This window comes from Paraburkholderia diazotrophica (assembly GCF_900108945.1).
Taxonomy (GTDB): Bacteria; Pseudomonadota; Gammaproteobacteria; order Burkholderiales; family Burkholderiaceae; genus Paraburkholderia; species Paraburkholderia diazotrophica.
The window spans coordinates 21,650-43,792 of record NZ_FNYE01000054.1; the positions used below are offsets into that span (position 1 = coordinate 21,650).

21 protein-coding genes and 1 rRNA gene are annotated in these 22,143 nt (G+C 63.3%); 7 read left to right on the top strand and 15 right to left on the bottom strand.

Annotated features, from left to right (window positions below; genetic code table 11):
* The first annotated feature begins 56 nt into the window (after positions 1–56).
* The 3 genes from BMW76_RS36575 to BMW76_RS36585 all read left to right on the top strand — a co-directional run bounded on the left by BMW76_RS36575 (position 57) and on the right by BMW76_RS36585 (position 3,513).
* Positions 57–782 carry a DsbC family protein gene (locus BMW76_RS36575; protein ID WP_090873656.1) on the top strand — a complete coding sequence of 242 codons (726 nt, stop codon included), beginning with the start codon at positions 57–59 and terminating at the stop codon, positions 780–782.
* Positions 783–961: 179 nt separating this feature from the next.
* A complete protein-coding gene (locus tag BMW76_RS36580) occupies positions 962–2,752 on the top strand; it encodes a M61 family metallopeptidase (RefSeq protein WP_090873657.1) in 1,791 nt (596 codons plus the stop codon).
* Positions 2,753–2,916: 164 nt separating this feature from the next.
* The gene (locus BMW76_RS36585) at positions 2,917–3,513 is read left to right on the top strand and encodes an FMN-dependent NADH-azoreductase (protein ID WP_090873658.1); all 597 of its coding nucleotides are present in this window, start codon (positions 2,917–2,919) and stop codon (positions 3,511–3,513) included.
* Between the two features lie 171 nt (positions 3,514–3,684).
* Here BMW76_RS36585 and BMW76_RS36590 read toward each other — a convergent pair whose 3' ends face one another.
* From BMW76_RS36590 to rpe, 9 genes are all read right to left on the bottom strand, one after another.
* Positions 3,685–5,289 (bottom strand): GMC oxidoreductase, encoded by a 1,605-nt coding sequence (locus tag BMW76_RS36590; RefSeq protein WP_090873659.1) that lies wholly within the window; start codon positions 5,287–5,289, stop codon positions 3,685–3,687.
* 169 nt (positions 5,290–5,458) lie between these two features.
* The gene (locus tag BMW76_RS36595) at positions 5,459–6,268 is read right to left on the bottom strand and encodes a uracil-DNA glycosylase (protein WP_090873660.1); all 810 of its coding nucleotides are present in this window, start codon (positions 6,266–6,268) and stop codon (positions 5,459–5,461) included.
* An 87-nt stretch (positions 6,269–6,355) separates the two neighbouring features.
* Positions 6,356–6,994, bottom strand: coding sequence for a CYTH domain-containing protein (locus BMW76_RS36600; protein WP_090873661.1), 639 nt, complete (start codon positions 6,992–6,994; stop codon positions 6,356–6,358).
* Positions 6,995–7,021: 27 nt separating this feature from the next.
* Positions 7,022–7,807, bottom strand: a complete 786-nt coding sequence (gene trpC / locus BMW76_RS36605) for an indole-3-glycerol phosphate synthase TrpC (RefSeq protein ID WP_090873662.1) — start codon at positions 7,805–7,807, stop codon at positions 7,022–7,024.
* A gap of 60 nt (positions 7,808–7,867) precedes the next feature.
* Entirely contained in the window at positions 7,868–8,896 is a 1,029-nt protein-coding gene (trpD, locus tag BMW76_RS36610) for an anthranilate phosphoribosyltransferase (protein ID WP_090873663.1), read from the bottom strand.
* Between the two features lie 24 nt (positions 8,897–8,920).
* Positions 8,921–9,508, bottom strand: a complete 588-nt coding sequence (locus BMW76_RS36615) for an aminodeoxychorismate/anthranilate synthase component II (protein WP_090873664.1) — start codon at positions 9,506–9,508, stop codon at positions 8,921–8,923.
* Between the two features lie 12 nt (positions 9,509–9,520).
* Positions 9,521–11,014, bottom strand: a complete 1,494-nt coding sequence (gene trpE, locus BMW76_RS36620; RefSeq protein ID WP_090873665.1) for an anthranilate synthase component I — start codon at positions 11,012–11,014, stop codon at positions 9,521–9,523.
* 387 nt (positions 11,015–11,401) lie between these two features.
* The gene (locus tag BMW76_RS36625) at positions 11,402–12,142 is read right to left on the bottom strand and encodes a phosphoglycolate phosphatase (protein ID WP_090873666.1); all 741 of its coding nucleotides are present in this window, start codon (positions 12,140–12,142) and stop codon (positions 11,402–11,404) included.
* A 1-nt stretch (position 12,143) separates the two neighbouring features.
* Positions 12,144–12,827 carry a ribulose-phosphate 3-epimerase gene (rpe, locus tag BMW76_RS36630; protein WP_090873667.1) on the bottom strand — a complete coding sequence of 228 codons (684 nt, stop codon included), beginning with the start codon at positions 12,825–12,827 and terminating at the stop codon, positions 12,144–12,146.
* A 296-nt stretch (positions 12,828–13,123) separates the two neighbouring features.
* On the opposite strand from rpe, the gene apaG reads away from it, so the two are divergent.
* Positions 13,124–13,498, top strand: coding sequence for a Co2+/Mg2+ efflux protein ApaG (gene apaG, locus BMW76_RS36635; protein ID WP_087732412.1), 375 nt, complete (start codon positions 13,124–13,126; stop codon positions 13,496–13,498).
* A 24-nt stretch (positions 13,499–13,522) separates the two neighbouring features.
* Here the strand turns inward: apaG and BMW76_RS41515 are convergent, their stop codons facing one another.
* The gene (locus BMW76_RS41515; protein ID WP_177200608.1) at positions 13,523–13,708 is read right to left on the bottom strand and encodes a hypothetical protein; all 186 of its coding nucleotides are present in this window, start codon (positions 13,706–13,708) and stop codon (positions 13,523–13,525) included.
* Between BMW76_RS41515 and mltA the strand changes: the two genes are divergently transcribed.
* The gene (mltA, locus tag BMW76_RS36640) at positions 13,617–14,849 is read left to right on the top strand and encodes a murein transglycosylase A (protein ID WP_090873668.1); all 1,233 of its coding nucleotides are present in this window, start codon (positions 13,617–13,619) and stop codon (positions 14,847–14,849) included. The genes BMW76_RS41515 and mltA overlap by 92 nt on opposite strands.
* A gap of 130 nt (positions 14,850–14,979) precedes the next feature.
* On the opposite strand, the gene paaK is transcribed toward mltA, so the two are convergent.
* The 5 genes from paaK to paaN form a co-directional block, all read right to left on the bottom strand.
* Complete coding sequence (gene paaK, locus BMW76_RS36645) at positions 14,980–16,284, bottom strand: phenylacetate--CoA ligase PaaK (RefSeq protein WP_090873669.1); 1,305 nt, start codon at positions 16,282–16,284, stop codon at positions 14,980–14,982.
* Between the two features lie 77 nt (positions 16,285–16,361).
* Positions 16,362–16,823, bottom strand: coding sequence for a hydroxyphenylacetyl-CoA thioesterase PaaI (paaI, locus tag BMW76_RS36650; protein ID WP_177200609.1), 462 nt, complete (start codon positions 16,821–16,823; stop codon positions 16,362–16,364).
* A 1-nt stretch (position 16,824) separates the two neighbouring features.
* Entirely contained in the window at positions 16,825–17,616 is a 792-nt protein-coding gene (paaG, locus tag BMW76_RS36655) for a 2-(1,2-epoxy-1,2-dihydrophenyl)acetyl-CoA isomerase PaaG (RefSeq protein ID WP_090873670.1), read from the bottom strand.
* Between the two features lie 43 nt (positions 17,617–17,659).
* Positions 17,660–18,862, bottom strand: coding sequence for a 3-oxoadipyl-CoA thiolase (pcaF, locus tag BMW76_RS36660; protein ID WP_090873671.1), 1,203 nt, complete (start codon positions 18,860–18,862; stop codon positions 17,660–17,662).
* 138 nt (positions 18,863–19,000) lie between these two features.
* A complete protein-coding gene (gene paaN, locus BMW76_RS36665; RefSeq protein WP_090873672.1) occupies positions 19,001–20,692 on the bottom strand; it encodes a phenylacetic acid degradation protein PaaN in 1,692 nt (563 codons plus the stop codon).
* A gap of 136 nt (positions 20,693–20,828) precedes the next feature.
* Between paaN and BMW76_RS36670 the strand changes: the two genes are divergently transcribed.
* A complete protein-coding gene (locus BMW76_RS36670; protein WP_090873673.1) occupies positions 20,829–21,605 on the top strand; it encodes an enoyl-CoA hydratase in 777 nt (258 codons plus the stop codon).
* Between the two features lie 458 nt (positions 21,606–22,063).
* Positions 22,064–22,143: ribosomal RNA gene (locus tag BMW76_RS36675) — 16S ribosomal RNA — on the top strand; the annotation flags it as partial.

The following is a 22,143-nucleotide window of genomic DNA, read 5'->3' on the forward strand; positions in this document are numbered from 1 at the left end:
CACAGGCGGCAGAAGGCCGCAAACGTCGGCGCCAAAATCGAATCAGGAGTAGCAGCATGAAGCAACGTATCCGCATCGCCGCGCTGGCGCTGGCCGTCGTAACGGCCGCGCTCGGCTGTTCCGCGCAGGCCGACCAGACCACCGACAAGCTCAAGGCAACGCTGCAATCGCGCCTTTCCGAAGCGTCGATCAAGAGCGTGACGAAATCGCCTATCGCGGGCCTGTACGAAGTGAACATCGGTTCGCAGATCATCTACAGCGACGCGACGGGCGACTATGTGCTGCTCGGCGACATGGTCGACGCGAAGACGCGCAAGAACCTGACGGAGGCGCGTCTGGCGGAGGTCAATCGCATCGACTTCGCGAACCTGCCGTTCGGCGACGCCGTGAAGGTGGTGAAGGGCAACGGCAGCCGCAAGATCGCCGTGTTCTCCGATCCGAACTGCCCGTACTGCAAGCAGCTCGAATCGACGCTGAAGTCGATGGATAACATCACCGTGTACACGTTCCTGTACCCGGTTCTGTCGCCGGACTCGACGGTGAAGTCGAAGTCGATCTGGTGTTCCGCCGACCGCGCGAAGGCCTGGGAAGCATGGATGCAGGACCGCCGCCCGCCGACCGCGCCGGGCACATGCGATACGGCCGCCATCGACAAGAATCTGAAGCTCGGCCAGTCGATGAACGTAAGCGGCACGCCCACTATTTTCCTCGCCGACGGTCGCCGCCTGCCGGGCGCCGTGCCCGCGGAGGAACTGGACAAGGCGTTGTCGTCGGTGCGCTGAACGAGGCGCGTCGTCAGTCCGAGCCTGTTTGACGAAGGAGGCGCGCGGCGCCTCCTGTTCCATGCAAAGCGGTCGATTGGGGTTGGCGCCGTAGCGCCGCATTCCAATCCCATGCAGCAAGGTTGCTGCCCGTTTGAAGCCTTCCGAATCCCTCCCCGAGTTTTCACACACGAGCGCCGATGAAGCCGATCCGCTACACCATCGTTCCGAAGCAGCCCGCCGCCCATATTTTCGAAGTCACCGTCACCGTCGCTGAACCCGATCCGTCGGGCCAGCGATTCATGCTGCCTGTCTGGATTCCGGGCAGCTATATGGTCCGCGAGTTTGCGCGCAACATCGTCACGCTGCGCGCATTCAACGATGGCGGCCGCAAGGTGCGGATCGAAAAGACCGACAAGCACATGTGGCAGGCCGCGCCCGTGAAGGGCGCGCTGACGCTGCGCTACGAGGTGTACGCGTGGGACATGTCGGTGCGGGCCGCGCATCTCGACGACACGACCGGCTTCTTCAACGGCACGAGCGTGTTTCTGTCGCCGCTCGGTTTCGAGGACGCGCGGTGCGTCGTCGATATCCAGAAACCGGCGGGCCCGCAGTTCCGCAACTGGCGGGTCGCGACGGCGCTATCGGAAGCGCGCAGCACGAAGCGCTACGCGTTCGGCGAGTACACCGCGCAGAACTATGACGAGCTGATCGACCATCCCGTCACGCTCGGCGAGTTCGCGCTCGCAACCTTCAAGGCGCACGGCGTGCCGCACGACATCGTGCTCGCGGGGCGCGTGGTCGGGCTCGACATGGCGCGGCTGTCGGCGGATCTGAAACGCGTGTGCGAAGCGCAGATCGCGCTCTTCGAGCCGCGCTCGAAGAAGGCGCCGATGGACCGCTACGTGTTCATGACCCAGGCTGTCAGCGACGGCTACGGCGGGCTCGAACATCGCGCATCGACGGCGCTGATCTGCAACCGTTCGGATTTGCCCGTCGTCGGCCGCGACGAAATGACAGACGGCTATCGCACGTATCTGGGCCTGTGCAGCCACGAATACTTCCACACGTGGAACGTGAAGCGCATCAAGCCCGCGCCGTTCGCGCCGTATGACCTGACGCAGGAAAACTATACGTCGCTGCTGTGGCTCTTCGAGGGCTTCACGTCGTACTACGACGATCTGATGCTGGCGCGCAGTGGTCTGATCAAGGAAGCGGATTACTTCACGCTGCTCGGCAAGACGATCGGCGGCGTGCTGCGCGGAAGCGGGCGTCTGAAACAGACGGTCGCCGAAAGCTCGTTCGACGCATGGGTCAAGTACTACCGCCAGGATGAGAACGCCGCGAACGCGATCGTCAGCTATTACACGAAGGGCTCGCTGGTCGCGCTCGCTTTCGATCTGACGATTCGTGCGCAAACGCAGAACCGCAAGTCGCTCGATGACGTGATGCGCCTCTTGTGGCAGCGCTACGGGCGCGACTTCTATCGCGGCAAGGCACACGGCATCGAAGAATCGGAGGTCGAGGCGCTATTCGCGGAAGCGACGGGCGCCGATCTGTCCGAGCTTTTCGCGGAAGGCGTGCGCGGCACGCGCGATCTGCCGCTCGACGCGCTGCTCGAGCCGTTCGGCGTCACGCTCGAGGCGGACGTCGACGCGAAGGCGAAGCCGTCGCTCGGCGTGCGCGTGCGCAACGGCGCGGACTGCACGCTCGCGGCCGTCCACGACGGCGGGGCGGCGCAGAAGGCGGGGCTTTCGGCCGGCGACGTGCTGATCGCGATCGACGGGCTGCGCGTGACGGGTTCCAATCTCGACGCGCTGCTGTCGCGCTATGTGCCCGGCGCCAAAGTCGAAGTGCACGCGTTCCGGCGCGACGAGCTGCGCGTCTCGCAGGTCAAGCTCGATGGGCCCGACGTGTCGCGCTACAAGCTCACGCCGAACGACAGACGCGCGTCGGCGAGCACGGCGCGCAAGCGCTGGCTGGGGAAATAACGGCGCGTCTGCGTTCGCCGGCGCCCGCCGCCGGCTCGAAACGGGCGGCGGATTGTTCTATCGCTGCAACAATCCGTCGCCGCCGCGGTACTTTTTCCGCGTCGGGTAAAAAAACACAATGGCTCCACTCGCGCAACACAGCGCGCCCCTCACTGGAGTCACAGATGACCACGATCCTGCAAATCAATTCGTCGGCTCGCTCGCAAGGCGCTCAGTCGACGCTCCTCGCCAACGAACTGACGGCAAAGCTGCAACAATCGAACCCGGGTGCGCGAGTCGTCATCCGCAACCTGCACGAAGACGCGCTGCCGCACCTCGACGACGCGATCCTCGGCGCATTCTTCACGCCCGCCGAGCAGCGCACGGCCGAGCAGCAAGCGATTTCCTCGCGCAGCGAAGCGCTGATCGCCGAACTGCAAGCCGCCGACATCGTCGTGATCGGCGCGCCGCTGTACAACTTCGGCATCTCGTCGCAACTGAAGACGTACTTCGACTTCATCGCACGCGCCGGCATCACGTTCAAGTACGGCGCGAACGGTCCGGAAGGCCTCGTGAACGGCAAGAAGGTGTTCGTGGTTTCGGCTCGCGGCGGCAAGTACGTCGGCACGCCGGGCGACACGCAGACGCCTTACCTGAAGACGTTCCTCGGCTTCCTCGGCATGACCGACGTGAACTTCATCTATGCCGAAGGCCTGAACATGGGCGCGGACGCAGCGACGGCGGCACTGGCAGGCGCACGCGAAGCGATCGCCGCAGCGTAAGCGGTCGACGGGTTCGCACGGCGAGCCTTTCGGTAGCCTGTTCGTCGACGGGATGCGGGTATCGGCCGCATCGCACCGACAAACGACAAACGCCACGGAACACAATTCCGTGGCGTTTTGTTTTTGATGGCAGGCAACGGACCTGCTTCGTGCGATGCACGAAAGCCGGCGTCAGAAATCCCGCTTCAGGATCGCTTCGATATTGCGCTCGGCCAGTGCGGAGATCGTCAGCGAGGGGTTGACCGCGCCCGTCGTCCCCGGAATCATCGCGCCGTCCATCACGTACAGATTTTTCGGGCCGATCACGCGTCCCCAGGCATCCGTGGCGCGGCCGAGCACGGCGCCGCCGAGCGGATGAGCGGTCCACGATGCACTGCAATCGGGCGCGAAGGGCCAGGCGCCCGGAATCGTTCCGGATGCTGCCGCAATCCTGTTGTTGACGCTGCGCACGGCAGCGATCGCATCGTCGTTGCCGTTCTTCGGCCATAGCAGATTGACGCGGTCGCGCGAGCCATCGTAGCGGAATGACGCGCGATTCTTCTGATCAAACGCCATCCCCAGCGACGCGTTCATGCCGAGGTTCACGCCGAGGCTCGGGACGTACCAGTTTTCCAGCGTGGCTGGCATGCCGGAGGCATCGATGATGCGCGACGCACTGGGCGACCCTTGCGTGAGCCCCTTCAATGCGCCGAACGTCCGCACGGCAGAGACATCGCCATTGGTGCCCCAGCCTTCGCCGACGTGCTCGTTCAGGTTCGGAATGTGATTGAGCGCACGCGCTCGCACGAGAATTTCCGATGTGCCGATCGACCCGGCCGCGAGAAACAGCTTGTCGCACGTCACGGAATAACGGTCCAGTTGCTTGCCGTCCGGACTGCGCTTGATGACGTCGACCGAATAGCGGGTGCCGTCGAAATAGACGTTCTTGACCTCGTGCGCGGGGTAGACGGTGGCCTTGCCTGTTTGCTCGGCAAGCTTCAGATAATTCTGCGTCAGATCGAATTTCGCGCCGTCGCTGTTGCCAAGGTTGCTTTCGCCCAGAATCGCCGACGGTCGATAACTGCCCTTCAGTTCGCCGCGCACCACGTCCCAGTTGAAGATCGAATCGTTGCCGACTGGCGTGTAGCCGGCCTTGCGCGCGTGCGTGTCCCAGATGCGCGAATGGCCGAACGGCGCCGATTGATAGATGTCGTTGGGCATCGGGCTCAGGCGCAGCATCTGACGCACGCGCGGGTAGTAGACGCGGTCCAGTTCGTCGTAATTGACGAGGCCGTTGAAGATCGCGTCGAAGTAGCGCCGCTCCGGCTGGATCATCACGCCCGTGAACACGACCGAACCGCCGCCGACGCACGCCGCGCGCCACACGGAGATGTTGTCGTAGTCGACGCAATCGAACACGCCGCCGAAGCTGTCCATGAACGACGTCAGCCCCGTCAGCTGCTTGAAGCTGGTGCGATACCAGTAGCCGCGGCCATCGGGGAACATGTCCGTCGAGAACGTCTGCCGCCTCGCCGAAATTGGCCAGCGGAAGCCGCGCTCGAGCACGGTCGTCTGAATGCCCGCCTGTGCGAGGCGCAGGGCCGTAATTGCACCGCCGAATCCCGAGCCGATCACGAGGGCCGGCGTGTACGCAGGCGGCCGGGGCACGTTCTGAAAAATTTCCGGCACGGCCTGCTTGTATTGAGCGACCGTTCCCCAGATCGCGTGACTCGTCGAGGGCGCGAGCGCGAAGGGCACCGAGGCGCCCGCTATCTTGATGAAATCCCGTCTGTCCATGTTTCTCCCTTTTTTGATGCGGATGACTAACTAAATTGCGCAAGAAGTGAGCTTGCGCGCTGGCTGTAATCAGCAGCAAGGGAGTGTAGAAGCGGGCGCCGCAGGCAAGATCGCCCGCGGCAAAAAATCTCAATCTACCGACAGCGGATGCATCCTGTTCCGTCAGACGCTATGCGAAAACTTCGCCGTTTTCCGGCAAACGCCAGTCGATAGGCGGACGGCCGTGCGCTTCGAGAAACTCGTTGGCGAGCGCGAAGTGCCGGCAGCCGAGGAACCCCCGGTGTGCGGACAGCGGCGACGGGTGCGGCGCTTCGAGCACGCAATGCGACTTGCCGTCGAGCAGCGCGCGCTTCGCTTGTGCATGCGCGCCCCACAGCATGAAGACGAGGTTGTCGTGGCGCATCGCAAGCTCGTGGATCAGCGTGTCGGTGCATTTTTCCCAGCCGCGCTTCGCGTGGCTCGCAGCGCGATCGCGTTCGACGGTCAGCACCGTGTTGAGCAGCAGCACGCCCTGTTTGGCCCACGCATCGAGGCAGCCGTGCTGCGGCGTTGGATAGCCGAGGCTCGCGGCGATTTCCTTGAAGATGTTGCGCAGCGACGGCGGCGGACGTACCGATGGCGGCACCGAAAACGCGAGCCCATGCGCCTGCGGCGTTCCTCGGTCTTCGCCGTGATACGGGTCCTGGCCGAGGATCACGACTTTTACGTCGTCGGGGCTCGTCAGGCGCAGCGCGCGGAATACGTCGGCGGGATAGACGGTCTTTCCGGCCGCACGCTCGCCGTCGACGAAACGGCATAGCGGCGCATACGTGTCGCTGTCGATGAAAGGCTTCAGGTGCGTGCGCCATGCGGGCGGCAACGCGTCGAACTGCGATTCGAGCGTCTGGATATCGGCAGCGGGAGAAGGCGCGGCGTCGGCGTCGTCGGCGAACAGGGACGGCTGCGCCGGCTGGATGGGGGAGCGTTTTGCGGAATTCATGGCGGGCTAGTGTGGCAGCAAACGCCTGAGCGCTCAAGCTTCGCGGCGTGCGCGTCTTGCCTTGCGGCTTGCGCTCGATGAGCCGCGTTACCGCGAGCCGCCGCCTTCGCGCAGACGATAACCGCGCTGCGCCTTGCTGATGTCATCGGGGTGCAGGCCGTGAATCGCTTTCGCCAGTTGCGCGGACAACGCGTGCAGCGCGCCCGCATCGCCGTGCTTCAGCTCCAGCTCGATCTCGCAGATCGGCGCGCGGCGCGTTTCGCCGTTCACGTCGGCGCGTATTTCGCCCTGGTCGATGGCCGCTTCCATTTCAGCGCCCTCGATGCTCAGGTGCCACAGCGTCCGCGAAAAGTTGGTGCTGAAAAGCGGGACCAGTTCGTCGCGCGCGCTGCGCAGCGCTTCTTTCGACGGCTCGTCGTCGCAGGCGTCGAGCAGCGCGTCGACTTCGAGCGCGTTGCCGTTGACGGGCATTTCCCATTCGTGCCGGATGTGCAAACCGTCTTTCGACGTGCCCACGGTCTTGTACGTCTGCAGCCAGCCGTCCGGCGTGCGGCGCACGCGCACCGCGCTCTTTGCGCGCGCGAGCGTCAGCGCTGGCGTGTCGAAGTAGCTGTTTTCCAGCGCGATCGTGCGGCCCGCGCGGCCGGCGTGCTGGATGAACCATTGCGTCGCCGCGCCGACCTGATCCGCTGGCAGCGACAGCTTGATTTCCTGTTCCATGCCCATCGCGTGCTTCGCTCCCAACTTGCCGGATCAGAAGAACATTCGCGCGAGTTCAGCGCCCGGCTCTTCGGCGCGCATGAACGCCTCGCCGACGAGGAACGTGTTCACGTCCATCGCGCGCATCCGCTCCACGTCGCCGCGCGACAGGATGCCCGACTCGGTCACGACGATGCGGTCCTTCGGGATCGTGTCCAGCAGGCCGAGCGTCGTTTCGATCGACGTTTCGAACGTGCGCAGATTGCGATTGTTCACGCCGATCAGCGGCGTCTTCAACGTGAGCGCTTCCATCAGCTCGTTCTTGTCGTGCACTTCGACGAGCACGGCGAGGCCGAGCGAATGCGCGTACGCTTCAAGGTCCTGCATCTGCGAGGTTTCGAGCGCGGCGACGATCAGCAGGATTGCGTCGGCGCCCATCGCGCGCGCTTCGAGAATCTGATACGGATCGACGATGAAATCCTTGCGCAGAACGGGCAGCGTGCAGGCGGCACGCGCCTCTTCCAGATACTGCGCGCTGCCCTGGAAGAACTGCACATCGGTGAGCACGGACAGACACGCCGCGCCATGTTTCGCGTACGAACGTGCGATGTCGGCGGGCAGGAAATGCTCGCGCAGTACGCCTTTCGACGGGCTCGCTTTCTTGACCTCGGAGATCACGGCTGCGAGTCCGGCCTCATGCTTCGCGCGAATCGCACCGACGAAATCGCGCAGATCGCGCGCCGACGCCTGCAGTCGCAATTCTTCGAGCGGCGCGCTTTGCTGCGCGATGCGCACTTCTTCGCGCTTGACGTCGATGATGCGGTCCAGAATGTCGCTCATATGAATCCCGTTGCCTCGTTAAAGCCGGATTGATGCCTGGTTAATGCGGCTGATGCCTGGTCACTGCTTGAATTGCTGCGTGAAGCGGACCAGTTCGTCGACCTTCGCGCGCGCCTTGCCGCTGGCGATGGCTTCGCGGGCCAGTTGAATACCGTCCGCAATCGATGCCACGACGTTCGCCGCGTACAGCGCGGTGCCCGCATTCAGCGTGACGATCTCGCGCGCGACGCCCGGCTTGTTGTCGAGCGCTTCGAGCAACAGCTTCTTCGATTCGTTGGCGTCCGCCACTTTCAGCGTCCGGTTCGACACCATCTGCATGCCGAAGTCCTCCGGGTGAATCTCGTACTCGCGCACTTCGCCATCGCGCAGTTCGCCGACGAGCGTCGCTGCGCCCAGCGACACTTCATCCATGCCGTCCATACCATACACGACCAGCACGTGATTTGCGCCGAGACGCTCCATGACGCGAACCTGAATGCCGACGAGGTCCGGGTGAAACACGCCTTGCAGCTGGTTCGGCGCGCCGGCGGGATTCGTCAGCGGGCCGAGGATGTTGAAGATGGTCCGCACGCCGAGTTCGCGGCGCACGGGCGCGATGTTCTTCATCGCCGGGTGATGGTTCGGCGCGAACATGAAGCCCATGCCCGTTTCGGCGATCGATGCGGCCACCTGTTCCGGTTGCAGGTCGATATTGACGCCGAGCGCTTCGAGCACGTCAGCGCTGCCGGATTTGCTCGACACGCCGCGATTGCCGTGCTTCGCGACCTTCGCGCCCGCCGCCGCCGACACGAACATCGTCGCCGTCGAGATGTTGAACGTGTGCGATCCGTCGCCGCCTGTCCCGACGATATCGACGAAGTTCGAGTTGTCCTCCACGTCGACATGACGCGCGAACTCACGCATCACCGTGGCGGCCGCGGTGATTTCGCCGATGGTCTCTTTTTTGACGCGCAGCCCTGTGATGATCGCGGCCGCCATCACGGGCGACATGTCGCCGCGCATGATGAGGCGCATCAGGTGCAGCATCTCGTCGTGGAAAATCTCGCGGTGCTCGATCGTGCGCTGCAGCGCTTCTTGTGGCGTGATCATGGTGATGTCTCCTTTGTGCGCTGCTTATGCGGTGCGGACAGCAGCCTTCGACTGCTTCACGAAGTTTTCAAGCAGTGCGTGGCCGTGTTCCGACAGGATCGATTCCGGGTGGAACTGCACGCCTTCGACAGGCAGCGTCTTGTGACGCACGCCCATGATTTCGCCGTCGTCGGTCCATGCGGACACTTCGAGGCAATCGGGCAGCGATTCGCGCTCGATCGCAAGCGAGTGATAGCGCGTGACGGTGAAATGCTTCGGCAGGTCGGCGAATACGCCTTTGCAGTCGGTTTCGATCTGGCTCACCTTACCGTGCATGATCGTCTTCGCGCGCACGACGCGGCCGCCGAACGCTTCGCCGATCGCCTGATGGCCGAGGCACACGCCCAGTATCGGATACTTGCCGGAGAATTCGCGCAGCACGTCGAGCGTGATGCCTGCGTGTTGCGGATTGCTCGGTCCCGGCGACAGACAAATGCGCTCGGGGTTGAGCTTCGCGATTTCGTCCAGCGTGATTTCGTCGTTGCGATAGGTCCGCACGTCTTCGCCGAGTTCGCCGAAGTACTGGACCAGGTTATAGGTGAACGAGTCGTAGTTGTCGATCATCAGCAGCATGGTCAGTCTCCGTCAGAAGTCGCTATCGAGGCCGTCTTGCACTTGCTCGGCGGCGCGCAGCACGGCGCGCGCCTTGTTCTCGGTCTCTTGCCATTCGGATTCGGGCACCGAGTCGGCGACGATGCCCGCCGCCGCCTGCACGTACAGATTGCCGTTGGCGATCACGCCCGTGCGGATCGTGATCGCGAGGTCCATCTCGCCTGTGAACGACAGGTAGCCGACTGCGCCGCCGTACAGGCCGCGCTTCACGGGCTCCAGTTCGTCGATCAGTTCCATCGCGCGGACCTTCGGCGCGCCCGACAGCGTGCCCGCCGGGAACGTCGCGCGCAGCACGTCGAAGTTGGTCATGCCCGGCTTCAGCGTGCCCTCGACGGAACTGACGATGTGCTGCACGTGCGAGTACTTTTCGATCACCATCTTGTCGGTCACCGCCACCGAGCCGATTTGCGCGATGCGGCCCACGTCGTTGCGCGCGAGGTCGATCAGCATCACGTGCTCGGCGATTTCCTTCGGGTCGTTCAGCAGTTCCGTCGCGAGTTCGGCATCGCGCTCGGGCGTGTTGCCGCGCGGACGCGTGCCCGCAAGCGGACGGATCGTGACGATCCGGTCTTCGCCGCGCTTTTCCTGGCGCACGAGAATTTCTGGCGACGCGCCGACCACATGAAACTCGCCGAAGTTGTAGTAGTACATATACGGCGACGGATTCAGCGAGCGCAGCGCGCGATACAGCGACAGCGGGTTGTCGCGATACGGCTTGGTCAGACGCTGGCCGACCTGCACCTGCATCAGTTCGCCGGCGGCGATGTATTCCTTCGCCTTGCGCACGGCGGCGAGATAGTCGTCCTTCTTGAACTCGCGATAGATATCGGTGCGCACGCTCGACGACGTGACGGGCGGCTGCACGGTCGTGCGCAGGCGCTGCTTCAGTTCGCGCAGACGCTGCTTTGCGCGCGTGTACGCTTCGGGCGTCGTCGGATCGGCGTAGATTACGAGGTACAGCTTGCCCGCCAGGTTGTCGATGACGGCCACTTCTTCCGTTAGCAGCAGCTGGATGTCGGGCAGATTCAGATCGTCGGGCGGGGCCGTGTGCGCGAGCTTTTTCTCGATATAGCGCACGGCGTCATAGCCGAAGTAGCCGGCGAGACCGCCCGCGAAGCGCGGCAGGCCCGGACGCAGCGCCACCTTGAAGCGGCTCTGGAACTGCTGGATGAATTCGAGCGGATCGCCTTCGTGCGTCTCGACGACCTTGCCGTCCTTCACCACTTCCGTCGCGCCGTTGCGCGTGCGGATCAGCGTGCGCGCCGGCAGGCCGATGAACGAGTAGCGTCCGAAGCGTTCGCCGCCCACCACCGATTCCAGCAGAAACGAGTTCGCGCCGTTGCGCTCGGTTTGCGCGAGCTTCAGGTACAGCGAGAGCGGCGTTTCGAGGTCGGCCAGCGCTTCGGCGATCAGCGGGATGCGATTGAAGCCCTCGTTTGCGAGGGACTGAAATTCGAGTTCGGTCATGTTCCGATCCTGTTCGTGCGTCCGGCCGCGGCGGGCGTCGGACAAAGCGGGGCTGCGTTACCGGTCGAATGTGCTCGTCACAGGTGATGAAACCGGCGTGCGCTTTCCCGACGACGCTTGCACGGCTTCACAGCACGACGATAGTACGCAAGGTACGCGACGGCTAGCTGAAACGCGGTGCAGCGAAGTTAAGCCGGTCGGTTGACGATCGCGGCAGTTCGGGAAAAGCGCGTGAGCGCAGCGAAGTAAAAAACGGGTGCCGAAGACGAGCTTCAGCGTACCTCAGGCGAGGTATTAGCGCGACCAGCGACGCCAGGGCCAGGCTCCCCGGTCGATCGTGCTCAGACTCCGTTTTTTATTCAGAAACATGAGGAAGACTTGGTTAAGTCAGGGATTAGATGCTGCCGATTGTACTGCATTGTGCGCTGCGATCGCCTTGGCGGCGCCCAACAGCGACGCAACTATACCATCGGATTTTATGGTTTGAACAGATTCGCCGTGATTGTAGCCATACGGGACGGTCAGCGTCGCCATGCCGGCCGCGCGGCCCGCGAACGCGTCGTTCTGTGAATCGCCGATTGCGATGGCCGCTTTCGGCTCGACGCCCAGCGCTTCGCAGGCGGTGAGCATCGGCAGCGGATCGGGCTTTTTCGCCGCGACGCTGTCGCCGCCCAGCACGACGCCGAAGTAGCGCAGCAGACCATATCGCTCGAGCAGTTGCGTCGCGAAGCGATGCGGCTTGTTGGTCACGCACGCGAGCTTGAGGCCCGCGTCGCGCAACGCGATAAGGCCCGCCTCGACATCGGGATAGAGCCGCGTGTGCAGACCATTGATCTTCTCGTACTCCTCCTGATAGATCGCGAGCGCCTCGTCGAAACGCGACTGCGCCAGCTCCGTCTCGAAGCGCGGCGCGAGCACGCTGCGAATCAGATGCTCGGAGCCCTTGCCGACATAATCGATCACTTCCTCGCGCGTGGTTTCTTCGGCGTCGAATTGCGCGAGCATGCCGTTCAGCGACGCCGTGAAGTCGTCGGCTGTATCGACCATCGTGCCGTCGAGGTCGACGATGGCCGCCTTCAGCTTGCCGGCCGGGAACGCGGGGGCGGGGTAGCGGGACGTCGCGTCCATGTCAGCGCCCGACGGAAGCCAGCGCGCCGCGCATCTGGTCGATCACCGACTTGTAGTCGGGCTTGCCGAAGATCGCCGAGCCCGCGACGAACGTGTCCGCGCCAGCGGCTGCGATTTCCGCGATGTTGTCGACTTTCACGCCGCCGTCCACCTCGAGATGAATCTCGCGGCCGGTCCTTTCCTTGTAGGCGTCGATGCGCGCGCGCGCTTCGCGCAGCTTGTTCAGCGCCTCGGGAATGAACGACTGTCCGCCGAAGCCCGGATTCACCGACATGATCAGCACCAGGTCCAGTTTGTCCATCACGTGGTCGATGTAGTTCAGCGGCGTGGCGGGATTGAACACGAGGCCGGCCTTGCAGCCATGGTCCCTGATCAGCGACAGCGTGCGGTCGATGTGATCCGAGCCTTCCGGATGAAAGCTGATCACGTTCGCGCCGGCCTTCGCGAAATCGGGCACGATGCGATCGACGGGGCGCACCATCAGATGCACGTCGATGGGAACCTGCACGTGCGGGCGGATCGCTTCGCACACGAGCGGGCCGATCGTCAGGTTCGGCACGTAGTGGTTGTCCATCACGTCGAAGTGAATCCAGTCGGCGCCGGCGGCGACGACGTTGCGAACTTCTTCCCCGAGCCGTGCGAAATCGGCGGACAGGATGCTGGGAGCGATGCGGAATTGGGTCATGGCTGTCGGGAGGGCGGAGACGGAAAGCCGTTATTTTAGCGCCGCCACGCGCGCTGCGGCCTTCGGCGAGACGCGATGGCGGGGTCGCTGGCCGTGCCGCTCGATGGCCTGTCGGTCACCTGTCTCCGCCTTGTCCGTTCAGCAGACGCGGTTGCGAGCGTGCGCGGCATGAAGCAGAATGCCAAACCATGTCAATGCCTCTGCGGGCGCGCCGCGATCAGCGCACGAGCCGCCTGCAGACGGTCTCGCGCGGTCGATAGCCCGCGTTGGTCACCATCGGAATCAGGCGAATCAGCATGAGCCAGTACGAATTTAGCGTCTCTTCCCAAGTCCGATACATCTCCGAAGAGTCGGACCCGGAGCATCGAAAGTACGCGTTCGCCTATACGCTGAGTATTCGCAACACCGGCCAGGTGACGGCGCAATTGATCGCGCGCCACTGGATCATCACGGATAGCGAAAATCGCGTTCAGGAAGTGAAAGGGCTGGGCGTCGTCGGACATCAGCCGCTGCTGAAGCCCGGCGAGCAGTTCGAATACACGAGCTATGCGGTGATCGCGACGCCCGTCGGTACCATGCGCGGGGAGTATTTCTGCGTTGCCGAGGATGGCGAGCGCTGGGAAGCGCCCGTGCCGGAATTCGTTTTGCGCATGCCGCGCACGCTGCATTGAACGGAACGCGCCACGCGCGTTCTGTCAGCGACGCGGTTGTTGTTGCTGCGGCGGGACCGGTTTCGTGTCCTGCTTCTGGTGTGCGGCTTTCTTCTTGCCGGACGCCGTCCACACAACGATGAAAATCAGCAGGAAGAGCGCAAGGAGCGACTCCAGCGCGAAGATGAGCATCGGGTATTCGTCGAACAGATCAGACATGGCAGTTTCCATCAAGAACAATCATTGTATGCGCTTTGCCCGCCGGGCCGTCGCCTGGGCGGGGGCACTGTCGGTTGCCGTATTGCTGGCGTCGTGCGGGGGAGGCGGCGCGCTGCGGCCATCCGTTTCACCGCCGACTGGCGCCGCGGTCATCCCCGGACAGCTAGCCGCCCAGCGACTGACGGCCGTTGCGTGGCGACAGGTGCCGGGCTGGCAGGACGATTCGCTAATCGGCGCTGCGGCGGCGCTGCGGCAGAACTGCGTACGACTTGCGAGCCAGCCGACGTGGCGGCGCGCATGCGCGGCGGCGTTGCTGCTGGATGACCTCGACGTGGCCAGCGCGCGCGCTTTCTTCGAAACCTACTTCACGCCGTTTCAGTTCGCCAATACCGACGGGACGCTGGACGGCCTCGTGACAGGCTACTACGAGCCGCTGCTGCGCGGTTCGCGCGTGCGTCATGGCGTGTATCAGACTGCCTTGTACCGTTGGCCTTCGGCGTATCGTCCGGGCACTCCTCTGCCGGCGCGCGCTCAACTCGAGCGCTCGGGCGTGCTGAACGGCAACGAGCTGGTCTGGGTGGACGACCCCATCGAGGCGTTCTTCCTGCAGGTTCAGGGCTCGGGACGCATCGTGATGGAAGACGGCAGCGTGATGCGCGTCGGCTTCGGCGGAACGAACAACCAGCCGTACAAGTCGATTGGCCGCTGGCTGCTTGACCAACGCGAACTCACGCCCGCACAGGCGACCATGCAAGGCATCAAGGGCTGGGCTCGCGCGAACCCGACGCGTGTCGATGCGTTGCTCGATACGAACCCGCGCTTCGTATTTTTCCGCGAGATGCCGTCGAACGAGCCGACGCTGTCGGGCGGCGCCGATGGTCCGATTGGCGCGCTAGGCGTGCCGCTGACACCCGAGCGGTCGATTGCCGTCGATCCTTCGTCGATTCCGCTCGGCACGCCGGTGTTCTTGCAGACGACGCGTCCGATGACCAATGCGCCGATGAATCGCCTGGTGTTCGCGCAGGATACGGGCACGGCGATCAAGGGCGGCGTGCGCGCCGACTACTTCTGGGGACTCGGCGATGAAGCCGGCGATCTGGCGGGGAAGATGAAACAGGCCGGACGGATGTGGCTGCTGCTGCCTAATTCGTGAGCTTTGTTCTTCTGTTGAGCTTCGGTTTTTGCTCTTGAGGTTTTTGCCGATGAACGGCCCGACGGCGGCTCATGTGTTCCGCCGTCGGGCTTTTCTTATGCGCTTTGCTTGCGCACGGAAACGTCGACGGTCAAGCGCCTGCTTTGCGCTTGTCCACCACACGACGCGCCTTGCCCACCGAGCGCTCGATGCCATTGACAGCCAGTACGACGACATTCGCGGTGACGCCGATCATCGCCTTGATGTCATACGCGAGCGCCTGTTTCGCAGCGCTCAACGCGGCTGTATCCGGTGCGGTCTCCGGACACGGTTCGACGTTCAGCGTCATCACGTCGAGCGGGCCTTCCTTGGTCAGCACGATCTGATAGTGCGGCGCCAGCGCGCGCTGCTTCAGCAGAAGCTCTTCGATCTGCGTTGGGAACACATTGACGCCGCGGATGATCATCATGTCGTCCGAGCGGCCCGTGATCTTTTCCATACGACGCATCGTGCGCGCGGTGCCTGGCAGCAGACGCGTCAGGTCGCGTGTGCGATAACGGATGATGGGCAGTGCTTCCTTCGTCAGCGACGTGAACACGAGTTCGCCAAGCTCGCCGTCCGGCAGCACTTCGCCCGTCTCGGGATTGATGATCTCCGGATAGAAGTGGTCTTCCCAGATCGTCGGACCGTCTTTGGTCTCGACGCATTCCGACGCCACGCCCGGCCCCATCACTTCGGACAGACCGTAGATGTCCACTGCGTCGATACCCATCCGCTCTTCGATCGCGAGGCGCATATCGTTAGTCCACGGTTCCGCGCCGAAGATGCCGATGCGCAGCGAGCACTCCCTGGGATCGACGCCCTGGCGCTCCAATTCGTCGGCGATCGACAGCATGTAGCTCGGCGTCACCATGATGATGTCGGGGCGGAAATCCTGGATCAGTTGCACCTGCTTCTCGGTTTGCCCGCCGCCGAACGGAATCACCGTCAGGCCCGCGCGCTCGGCGCCATAGTGAGCGCCGAGGCCGCCCGTGAAGAGGCCGTAGCCGTAGCTCACATGCACCTTGTCGCCGCGCCGCGCGCCCGCAGCGCGAATCGAGCGCGCGACGAGATTGGCCCAGTTGTCGATGTCGCGCGCGGTATAGCCGACGACAGTCGGCTTGCCTGTCGTACCCGACGACGCGTGAATTCGCGAAATCTGGTCCTGCGGCACGGCGAAGAGGCCGAACGGATAGTTGTCGCGCAGATCCTTCTTCGTGGTGAACGGGAAACGCGACAGGTCGGAAAGCGAATTCAGCTCTGATGGATGTACGCCTGCTTCATCGAACTTGCGACGATAGACGGGCGAATTTTCATACGCATGCGTGAGCGACCATTTCAGCCGTTCGAGCTGGAGTGCAGCGAGCTCGTCGCGGCTCGCCTTTTCGATCGGGTCGAGCGGGAGCGAGGTAGTCATCGGGTGTCTCCTTTCTTTCAGAATAGGTTGCCGCGCGAGAGGCGGAGCAGTGATTTGTGGCGCGATCGGGCGCCCCGTCAGTTGTCGATGGGAATCACCGTGCCTTTGATCTGCGCGGACTTGCCGCGAAACATCGCAACGGTCTCGTTTGCTCGATTCGTGACACGAATGTCATAGATGCCGCTGCGGCCGCTCAATGTCTGCTCGACCGCTTCCGCTGTGAGGACGTCGCCGCCTTGCACCGGCCGCAGAAACTCGATCGAGCAGCCCGCAGCGACGGTGCTGATGTTGTACGAGTTGCAGGCGAAGGCGAACGCCGTATCGGCGAGCGTGAATATCAGTCCGCCGTGACAGATCTGATGCCCGTTCAAAAACTCGGGCCGCACGCTCATGCGCATGCGCGCGTAGCCTGCGCGTACCTCGACAAGTTCGATGCCGAGCGCCTGGCTGCAGGCGTCCTTGGCGTACATGGCGTCGGTGGTTGCGCGGGCGAGTTCGTCGGGCGTCATCGTGTTGCTCGGGTCAGGTTGCGTGGACATGTCAGCGGCCCTCGAAGCGCGGCGCGCGTTTTTCGATGAATGCGCGGACGCCTTCCTCGTAGTCATGCGATGCGCCCAGTTCGCGCTGCATGTCGCGTTCGAGATCGAGTTGCTGATCGAGTGTTTGGGTCGCGCTTGCCCGCATGGCCTGCTTGATCGCCGCGATGGCACGCGTCGGCTGCTGCGCGAGTTGCGCCGCCAGTCTGGCTGCCGTGCTTTGCAGGTTGGCATCGTCGACGGCTTGCCAGATGAGACCCCAGCTTTCCGCCTTTTCCGCGCTGAGCTTGTCGCCGGTGATCGCGAGACCCAGCGCACGCGCCATGCCGACGCGTTGCGGCAGGAACCACGTGCCGCCGGAATCGGGCACCAGGCCGATTTTCACGAATGCCTGAATGAAGCTCGCCGAGCGCGCGGCCAGCACGAGGTCGCACGCCAACGCGAGATTCGCGCCGGCACCTGCCGCCGTGCCGTTCACGGCCGCGATCACCGGCAGCGGAAGGGCTTGCAAGCGGCGGATCAACGGATTGAAGTGCTTGTCGATCAGGTCGCCCAAGTCGGTCATTGCGCCTGGCGTGAAGTCGAGATCGGCGAGATCCTGGCCGGCGCAGAAGCCACGGCCCGCGCCCGTAAGCACGAGCGCGCGGGCGCCTGCCGCTTCGACTTCTTTCAGCGCCGCGCCCAGCTCCTGATGCATCGCGCGTGTGAAGCTGTTCAGCTTGTCGGGACGGTTCAGCGTCACAGTGGCGACGCGCGTGGCCGCGTCGATGTCTACGCGGATCGCTTCATAGGGCATCGGTTGTCTCCTCGTCTCCATACGGAATTCAGTGTCGCGCCGTTCAGACGCGCTCGATGGCGAGCGCGATGCCCTGGCCGACGCCAATACACATCGTGCACAGTGCAAAACGTCCATTGATGCGCTCGAGCTGATACAGCGCCGTCGTGATCAGACGCGCACCGGACGCGCCGAGCGGATGGCCAAGCGCAATGGCGCCGCCATTCGGATTCACACGCGGGTCGTCGTCAGGCACGCCGAGCTGGCGCAGAACGGCAAGGCCTTGCGACGCGAACGCTTCATTGAGTTCGATGACGTCGAACTGGTCGAGCATCATGTCGAGCTGCTTCAGGAGCTTTTGCGTGGCGGGCGCGGGGCCGATTCCCATGATGCGCGGCTCGACGCCGGCCGTTGCCATGCCGAGCACGCGGGCGCGGCGACGCAGACCATATTGGTCTGCGGTGGCCTGATTGGCGAGCAGCAGCGCGCATGCGCCGTCGTTGACACCCGATGCATTGCCCGCCGTCACCGATCCGTCCGGGCGCACGACGCCCTTCAGCTTGCCGAGCGCTTCGAGTGACGTTTCGCGCGGATGCTCGTCGAGTGTCACGCGAACCGGCTCGCCTTTTTTCTGCGGAATCTCAACGGCGACGATTTCCTGTGTGAGCGTACCGTCGCGTTGCGCGCGGGCGGCCTTCTGCTGGCTGCGCAGCGCGAACGCGTCCTGGTCGGCGCGACTCACGTTGAAGTCGACCGCGACATTTTCGGCTGTCTCGGGCATCGAGTCGACGCCGTAGGCGTGCTTCATCTGGGCATTGACGAAGCGCCAGCCAATGGTCGTGTCATAGATTTCGGATTGCCGCGAAAACGCGGACGTTGCCTTACCCATCACGAACGGCGCGCGTGTCATGCTTTCCACGCCGCCTGCGATCATCAAGTGCGCTTCGCCGGTTTTGATGGTGCGGGCTGCCGTACCGACTGCGTCCATCCCCGATCCGCACAGACGGTTGATCGTCGCGCCGGGTGCACCCGGCGGCAGTCCTGCGAGCAGCGCCGACATGCGTGCGACGTTGCGGTTGTCTTCGCCCGCCTGATTCGCGCAGCCGTAGATCACGTCGTCGAGCGCGCGCCAGTCCACGCCCGGGTTGCGTTCGATCAGCGCCTTGATCGGAACGGCGCCGAGGTCGTCGGCCCGGACGTCTTTGAGGGCGCCGCCATAGCGGCCGAAGGGAGTGCGGATCGCGTCACAGATAAAGGCGTCAGTCATTTCGGAGTTCCTGCGAAGAGGGGCCGGCACGAAGACCGGCCCGTGGACTGCATGTTAGTGCGACGTTTGGTGCGCGATCAGTCGGCCTGAAGTCATAGGCCAAAACGTCGGTCAAACGTCCTATATCGTTCGGCCGACTTACGCCGGAACAGCCTTCGGTTCAACATGAACCCGGCTTTGAACGACGCGGAAGCGATTCGCCACGAAGGCTGCGTCGGCGAGCGCGGCGTTGGCAGCCGGGTTGGCGCCCGTGCCGTGGAAGTCCGAGAATGCTGCCGACTGATTGACGAACACACCGCCCGTCAGGTTGATGGACAGTGCGACGCCGCCGCGAATCGATGCTTCCTCGGCCGCTTCGATTACTTCGGCGTCGGTGCTGTAGACGGAGAGCGTCAGCGCGCCGTGCTCGGCGGCGATACGTCCGGCCAGGTCGAGCGACTGGCCCGTCGAGTCCGTCGCGATCACGAAGGAGATTGGGCCGAACCACTCTCGTGTGAACAGTGACTCGTCTTTCGCGGCATCGAGTTGCAGAACCAGCGGGGTGCGCACGCGGGCACCCGTGAACGCCGGGTGTTCGAGTGACTGGCTGTCCGCGAGAACACGCCCGAGCTTGCGCGCTTCGTCGAGGCGTTGGATCACGCTTTCGTTCTGTATCGCGCCGAGCAGTTCGACGGCGCGGGCCGGATCGGAGCAGAGTTTCTGGACAGCGCTGGCAATTGCCTCAGCGACGGCATCGAAAGAGATGGTGCCTTCGGCGGTGCGAATGCCTTCGCGCGGCACGTAGATGTTTTGCGGAGCCGTGCACATCTGTCCCGAGTACAGCGCCAGCGAAAAGGCGATGTTGCGCGCGACCGATTTGAGGTCGTCGGCGGAGTCGATCACGATCTGGTTGACGCCAGCCTTTTCGGTGAACACTTGTGCCTGGTGCGCGTTGCGCTCCAGCCAGGTACCGTTTTGCGTGCTGCCCGTGAAGTCGATCAGCTTGATTTCCGGACGGCGCGAGAGGTTCTGGACGAGTTCTCCATCGTTGGGATCGGTCGCGAGCAAGGTCACGACGTTCGGATCGAAGCCGGCTTCATGCAGCACGTCGCGGGCGATGCGCACGGTGATTGCGAGCGGAAGGATCGCGCCCGGGTGCGGTTTGACGATGACCGTGTTGCCGGTCGCAAGGTCGGCGAAGAGGCCGGGGTAGCCGTTCCACGTCGGGAACGTGCAGCATCCGAGCAAGAGGGCCGTACCGCGCGGCACGATGTTAAAGCGCTTTTGCATCGCGAGCGGCGGATTCTTGCCTTGCGGTTTTTCCCAGTGAGCGTCGGCAGGGATGCGGCGCAACTGGTCCCACGCGTACGTGATGGCTTCGAGTGCGCGGTCCTGAGCGTGCGGACCACCTGCCTGGAACGCCATCATGAAGGCCTGGCCGGTCGTGTGCATCACGCTATAGCCGATCTCGAAGCTCAAGCGATTGATGCGCGCGAGGATTTCGAGGCTCACCCCGATCCACGCTTTCGGACCCGCTTCGCGCCATTTGCGTTGGGCTTGGGCGGCGGCAGCGATCAGCGCATCCGGCTCCGACTTCGGGTAGCGGATGCCAAGCGGAAAACCGAACGGCGATTGCTCTGCGCCTACCGTTTCGCCCGTGCTCGGCTGGTCGAGTTCGAACGTCTTGTTCAGGTGAGCCTTGAATGCCGTTTCGCCGTCCGCGTTCGCGGTTTCCCCGTACACTTTGGGACTCGGCATTTCCGGGAACGGGCTCCAGTAGCCGCGGGTCTCGATGGCGGTAAGAGCTTTCTGCAGCGTGTCTTCGTGCTTCGTAAATAGCGGATGGGTCATGGCGGGCGAGGTGCTCATTGAACGTTAGAGGAAACCTTGTCGATTCATTGACCGACCGGTTGGTTGGTGAATGTTAGCATTATTAGGATGCAGCGCGAGCCCCTCGCGCCTGCAGGTAAACACTTAGGAGGAGTGCATGGCTTTCGAGAACATTCTGGTTGAGACACGTGGCCGCGTAGGTCTTATTACGTTGAACCGTCCGAAGGCGCTCAACGCGCTCAACGACGCTCTGATGGACGAACTGGGTGAAGCCCTGCGAACGTTCGACTCGGATGAGGGTGTTGGCGCCATTGTCATCACCGGGAGTGAAAAGGCGTTTGCGGCGGGTGCGGATATCGGAATGATGGCGACCTATTCTTATATGGACGTCTACAAGGGCGACTACATCACGCGAAACTGGGAAGCCGTCCGATCGGTTCGAAAGCCGATCATCGCAGCAGTGGCCGGTTTTGCTTTGGGTGGCGGCTGTGAGCTCGCGATGATGTGCGACATCATCTTTGCCGCCGACACGGCAAAGTTCGGTCAGCCGGAAATCAAACTGGGGATCATGCCGGGTGCGGGCGGCACCCAGCGACTGCCGCGCGCAGTATCGAAGGCGAAGGCGATGGATATGTGCCTGACGGCCCGGTTTATGGATGCCGCTGAAGCCGAGCGCGCGGGTCTGGTGTCGCGTGTGATTCCTGCGGCGACGTTAATCGATGAGGCCATCGCCGCGGCAGCGACGATCGCCGAGTTTCCGATGCCGGCGGTGATGATGGTGAAGGAATCCGTCAACCGCGCTTACGAAACGACTTTGGTCGAGGGTGTGCATTTCGAGCGCCGGCTGTTCCACTCGTTGTTCGCAACCGAGGACCAGAAGGAGGGGATGGCTGCGTTCGTCGAAAAGCGCAAACCCGTCTTCAAACATCGGTGATGACAACCGTCGAAAAACCGCTTGCAACGGCGGTGGCAAGCGCCTAGAATTCCGCTCTTTCGCGCGGCGGACACCGCGGCGCGAGGGAAGCGGGAAAGGCGGGAGAGCCGGCAATGAGGCGGTTTTCCGGCGGCGTCGGCGGGTGCTGCGGTAGCAAAAAACCTGTTGACGAACACCGGAAGGTTCTGCATAATCTCGTTTCTCTGCTGATGCAGCAACGCAACGAAGGCAAGGCGCCTCGTGCGGATGTTCTTTAAAAACTAACAGCCGACAGATGTGGGTGCTCGATGGCGAGCGCACGGTGGTTCTCCGGAATCACCGATAGCGAAAGTAATCGAGTCTCACACAGAAAGAAATTGAGGAAGGTCCGATGGGGTTGAGAAACCCGGTCGGACCATCTGTCAGTGATTTTGAGTGAGCGACCGGTTCGTAACAGAACCGAAAACAGTAACAGGTTTGAACTGAAGAGTTTGATCCTGGCTCAGATTGAACGCTGGCGGCATGCCTTACACATGCAAGTCGGACGGCAGCGCGGGCT

Coding starts and splice junctions, on each gene's coding strand:
- BMW76_RS41515 (WP_177200608.1), bottom strand. CDS start 13,708: ATGGAAACTGCCATGTCTGATCTGTTCGACGAATACCCGATGCTCATC.
- trpE (WP_090873665.1), bottom strand. CDS start 11,014: ATGACCGAACTCGAATTTCAGTCCCTCGCAAACGAGGGCTTCAATCGC.
- BMW76_RS36575 (WP_090873656.1), top strand. CDS start 57: ATGAAGCAACGTATCCGCATCGCCGCGCTGGCGCTGGCCGTCGTAACG.
- BMW76_RS36595 (WP_090873660.1), bottom strand. CDS start 6,268: ATGAATTCCGCAAAACGCTCCCCCATCCAGCCGGCGCAGCCGTCCCTG.
- BMW76_RS36670 (WP_090873673.1), top strand. CDS start 20,829: ATGGCTTTCGAGAACATTCTGGTTGAGACACGTGGCCGCGTAGGTCTT.
- BMW76_RS36615 (WP_090873664.1), bottom strand. CDS start 9,508: ATGCTGCTGATGATCGACAACTACGACTCGTTCACCTATAACCTGGTC.
- BMW76_RS36590 (WP_090873659.1), bottom strand. CDS start 5,289: ATGGACAGACGGGATTTCATCAAGATAGCGGGCGCCTCGGTGCCCTTC.
- BMW76_RS36585 (WP_090873658.1), top strand. CDS start 2,917: ATGACCACGATCCTGCAAATCAATTCGTCGGCTCGCTCGCAAGGCGCT.
- trpD (WP_090873663.1), bottom strand. CDS start 8,896: ATGATCACGCCACAAGAAGCGCTGCAGCGCACGATCGAGCACCGCGAG.
- mltA (WP_090873668.1), top strand. CDS start 13,617: ATGAAAATCAGCAGGAAGAGCGCAAGGAGCGACTCCAGCGCGAAGATG.
- paaG (WP_090873670.1), bottom strand. CDS start 17,616: ATGCCCTATGAAGCGATCCGCGTAGACATCGACGCGGCCACGCGCGTC.
- BMW76_RS36580 (WP_090873657.1), top strand. CDS start 962: ATGAAGCCGATCCGCTACACCATCGTTCCGAAGCAGCCCGCCGCCCAT.
- BMW76_RS36625 (WP_090873666.1), bottom strand. CDS start 12,142: ATGGACGCGACGTCCCGCTACCCCGCCCCCGCGTTCCCGGCCGGCAAG.
- pcaF (WP_090873671.1), bottom strand. CDS start 18,862: ATGACTGACGCCTTTATCTGTGACGCGATCCGCACTCCCTTCGGCCGC.
- paaN (WP_090873672.1), bottom strand. CDS start 20,692: ATGACCCATCCGCTATTTACGAAGCACGAAGACACGCTGCAGAAAGCT.
- trpC (WP_090873662.1), bottom strand. CDS start 7,807: ATGAGCGACATTCTGGACCGCATCATCGACGTCAAGCGCGAAGAAGTG.
- apaG (WP_087732412.1), top strand. CDS start 13,124: ATGAGCCAGTACGAATTTAGCGTCTCTTCCCAAGTCCGATACATCTCC.
- rpe (WP_090873667.1), bottom strand. CDS start 12,827: ATGACCCAATTCCGCATCGCTCCCAGCATCCTGTCCGCCGATTTCGCA.
- paaK (WP_090873669.1), bottom strand. CDS start 16,284: ATGACTACCTCGCTCCCGCTCGACCCGATCGAAAAGGCGAGCCGCGAC.
- paaI (WP_177200609.1), bottom strand. CDS start 16,823: ATGTCCACGCAACCTGACCCGAGCAACACGATGACGCCCGACGAACTC.
- BMW76_RS36600 (WP_090873661.1), bottom strand. CDS start 6,994: ATGGGCATGGAACAGGAAATCAAGCTGTCGCTGCCAGCGGATCAGGTC.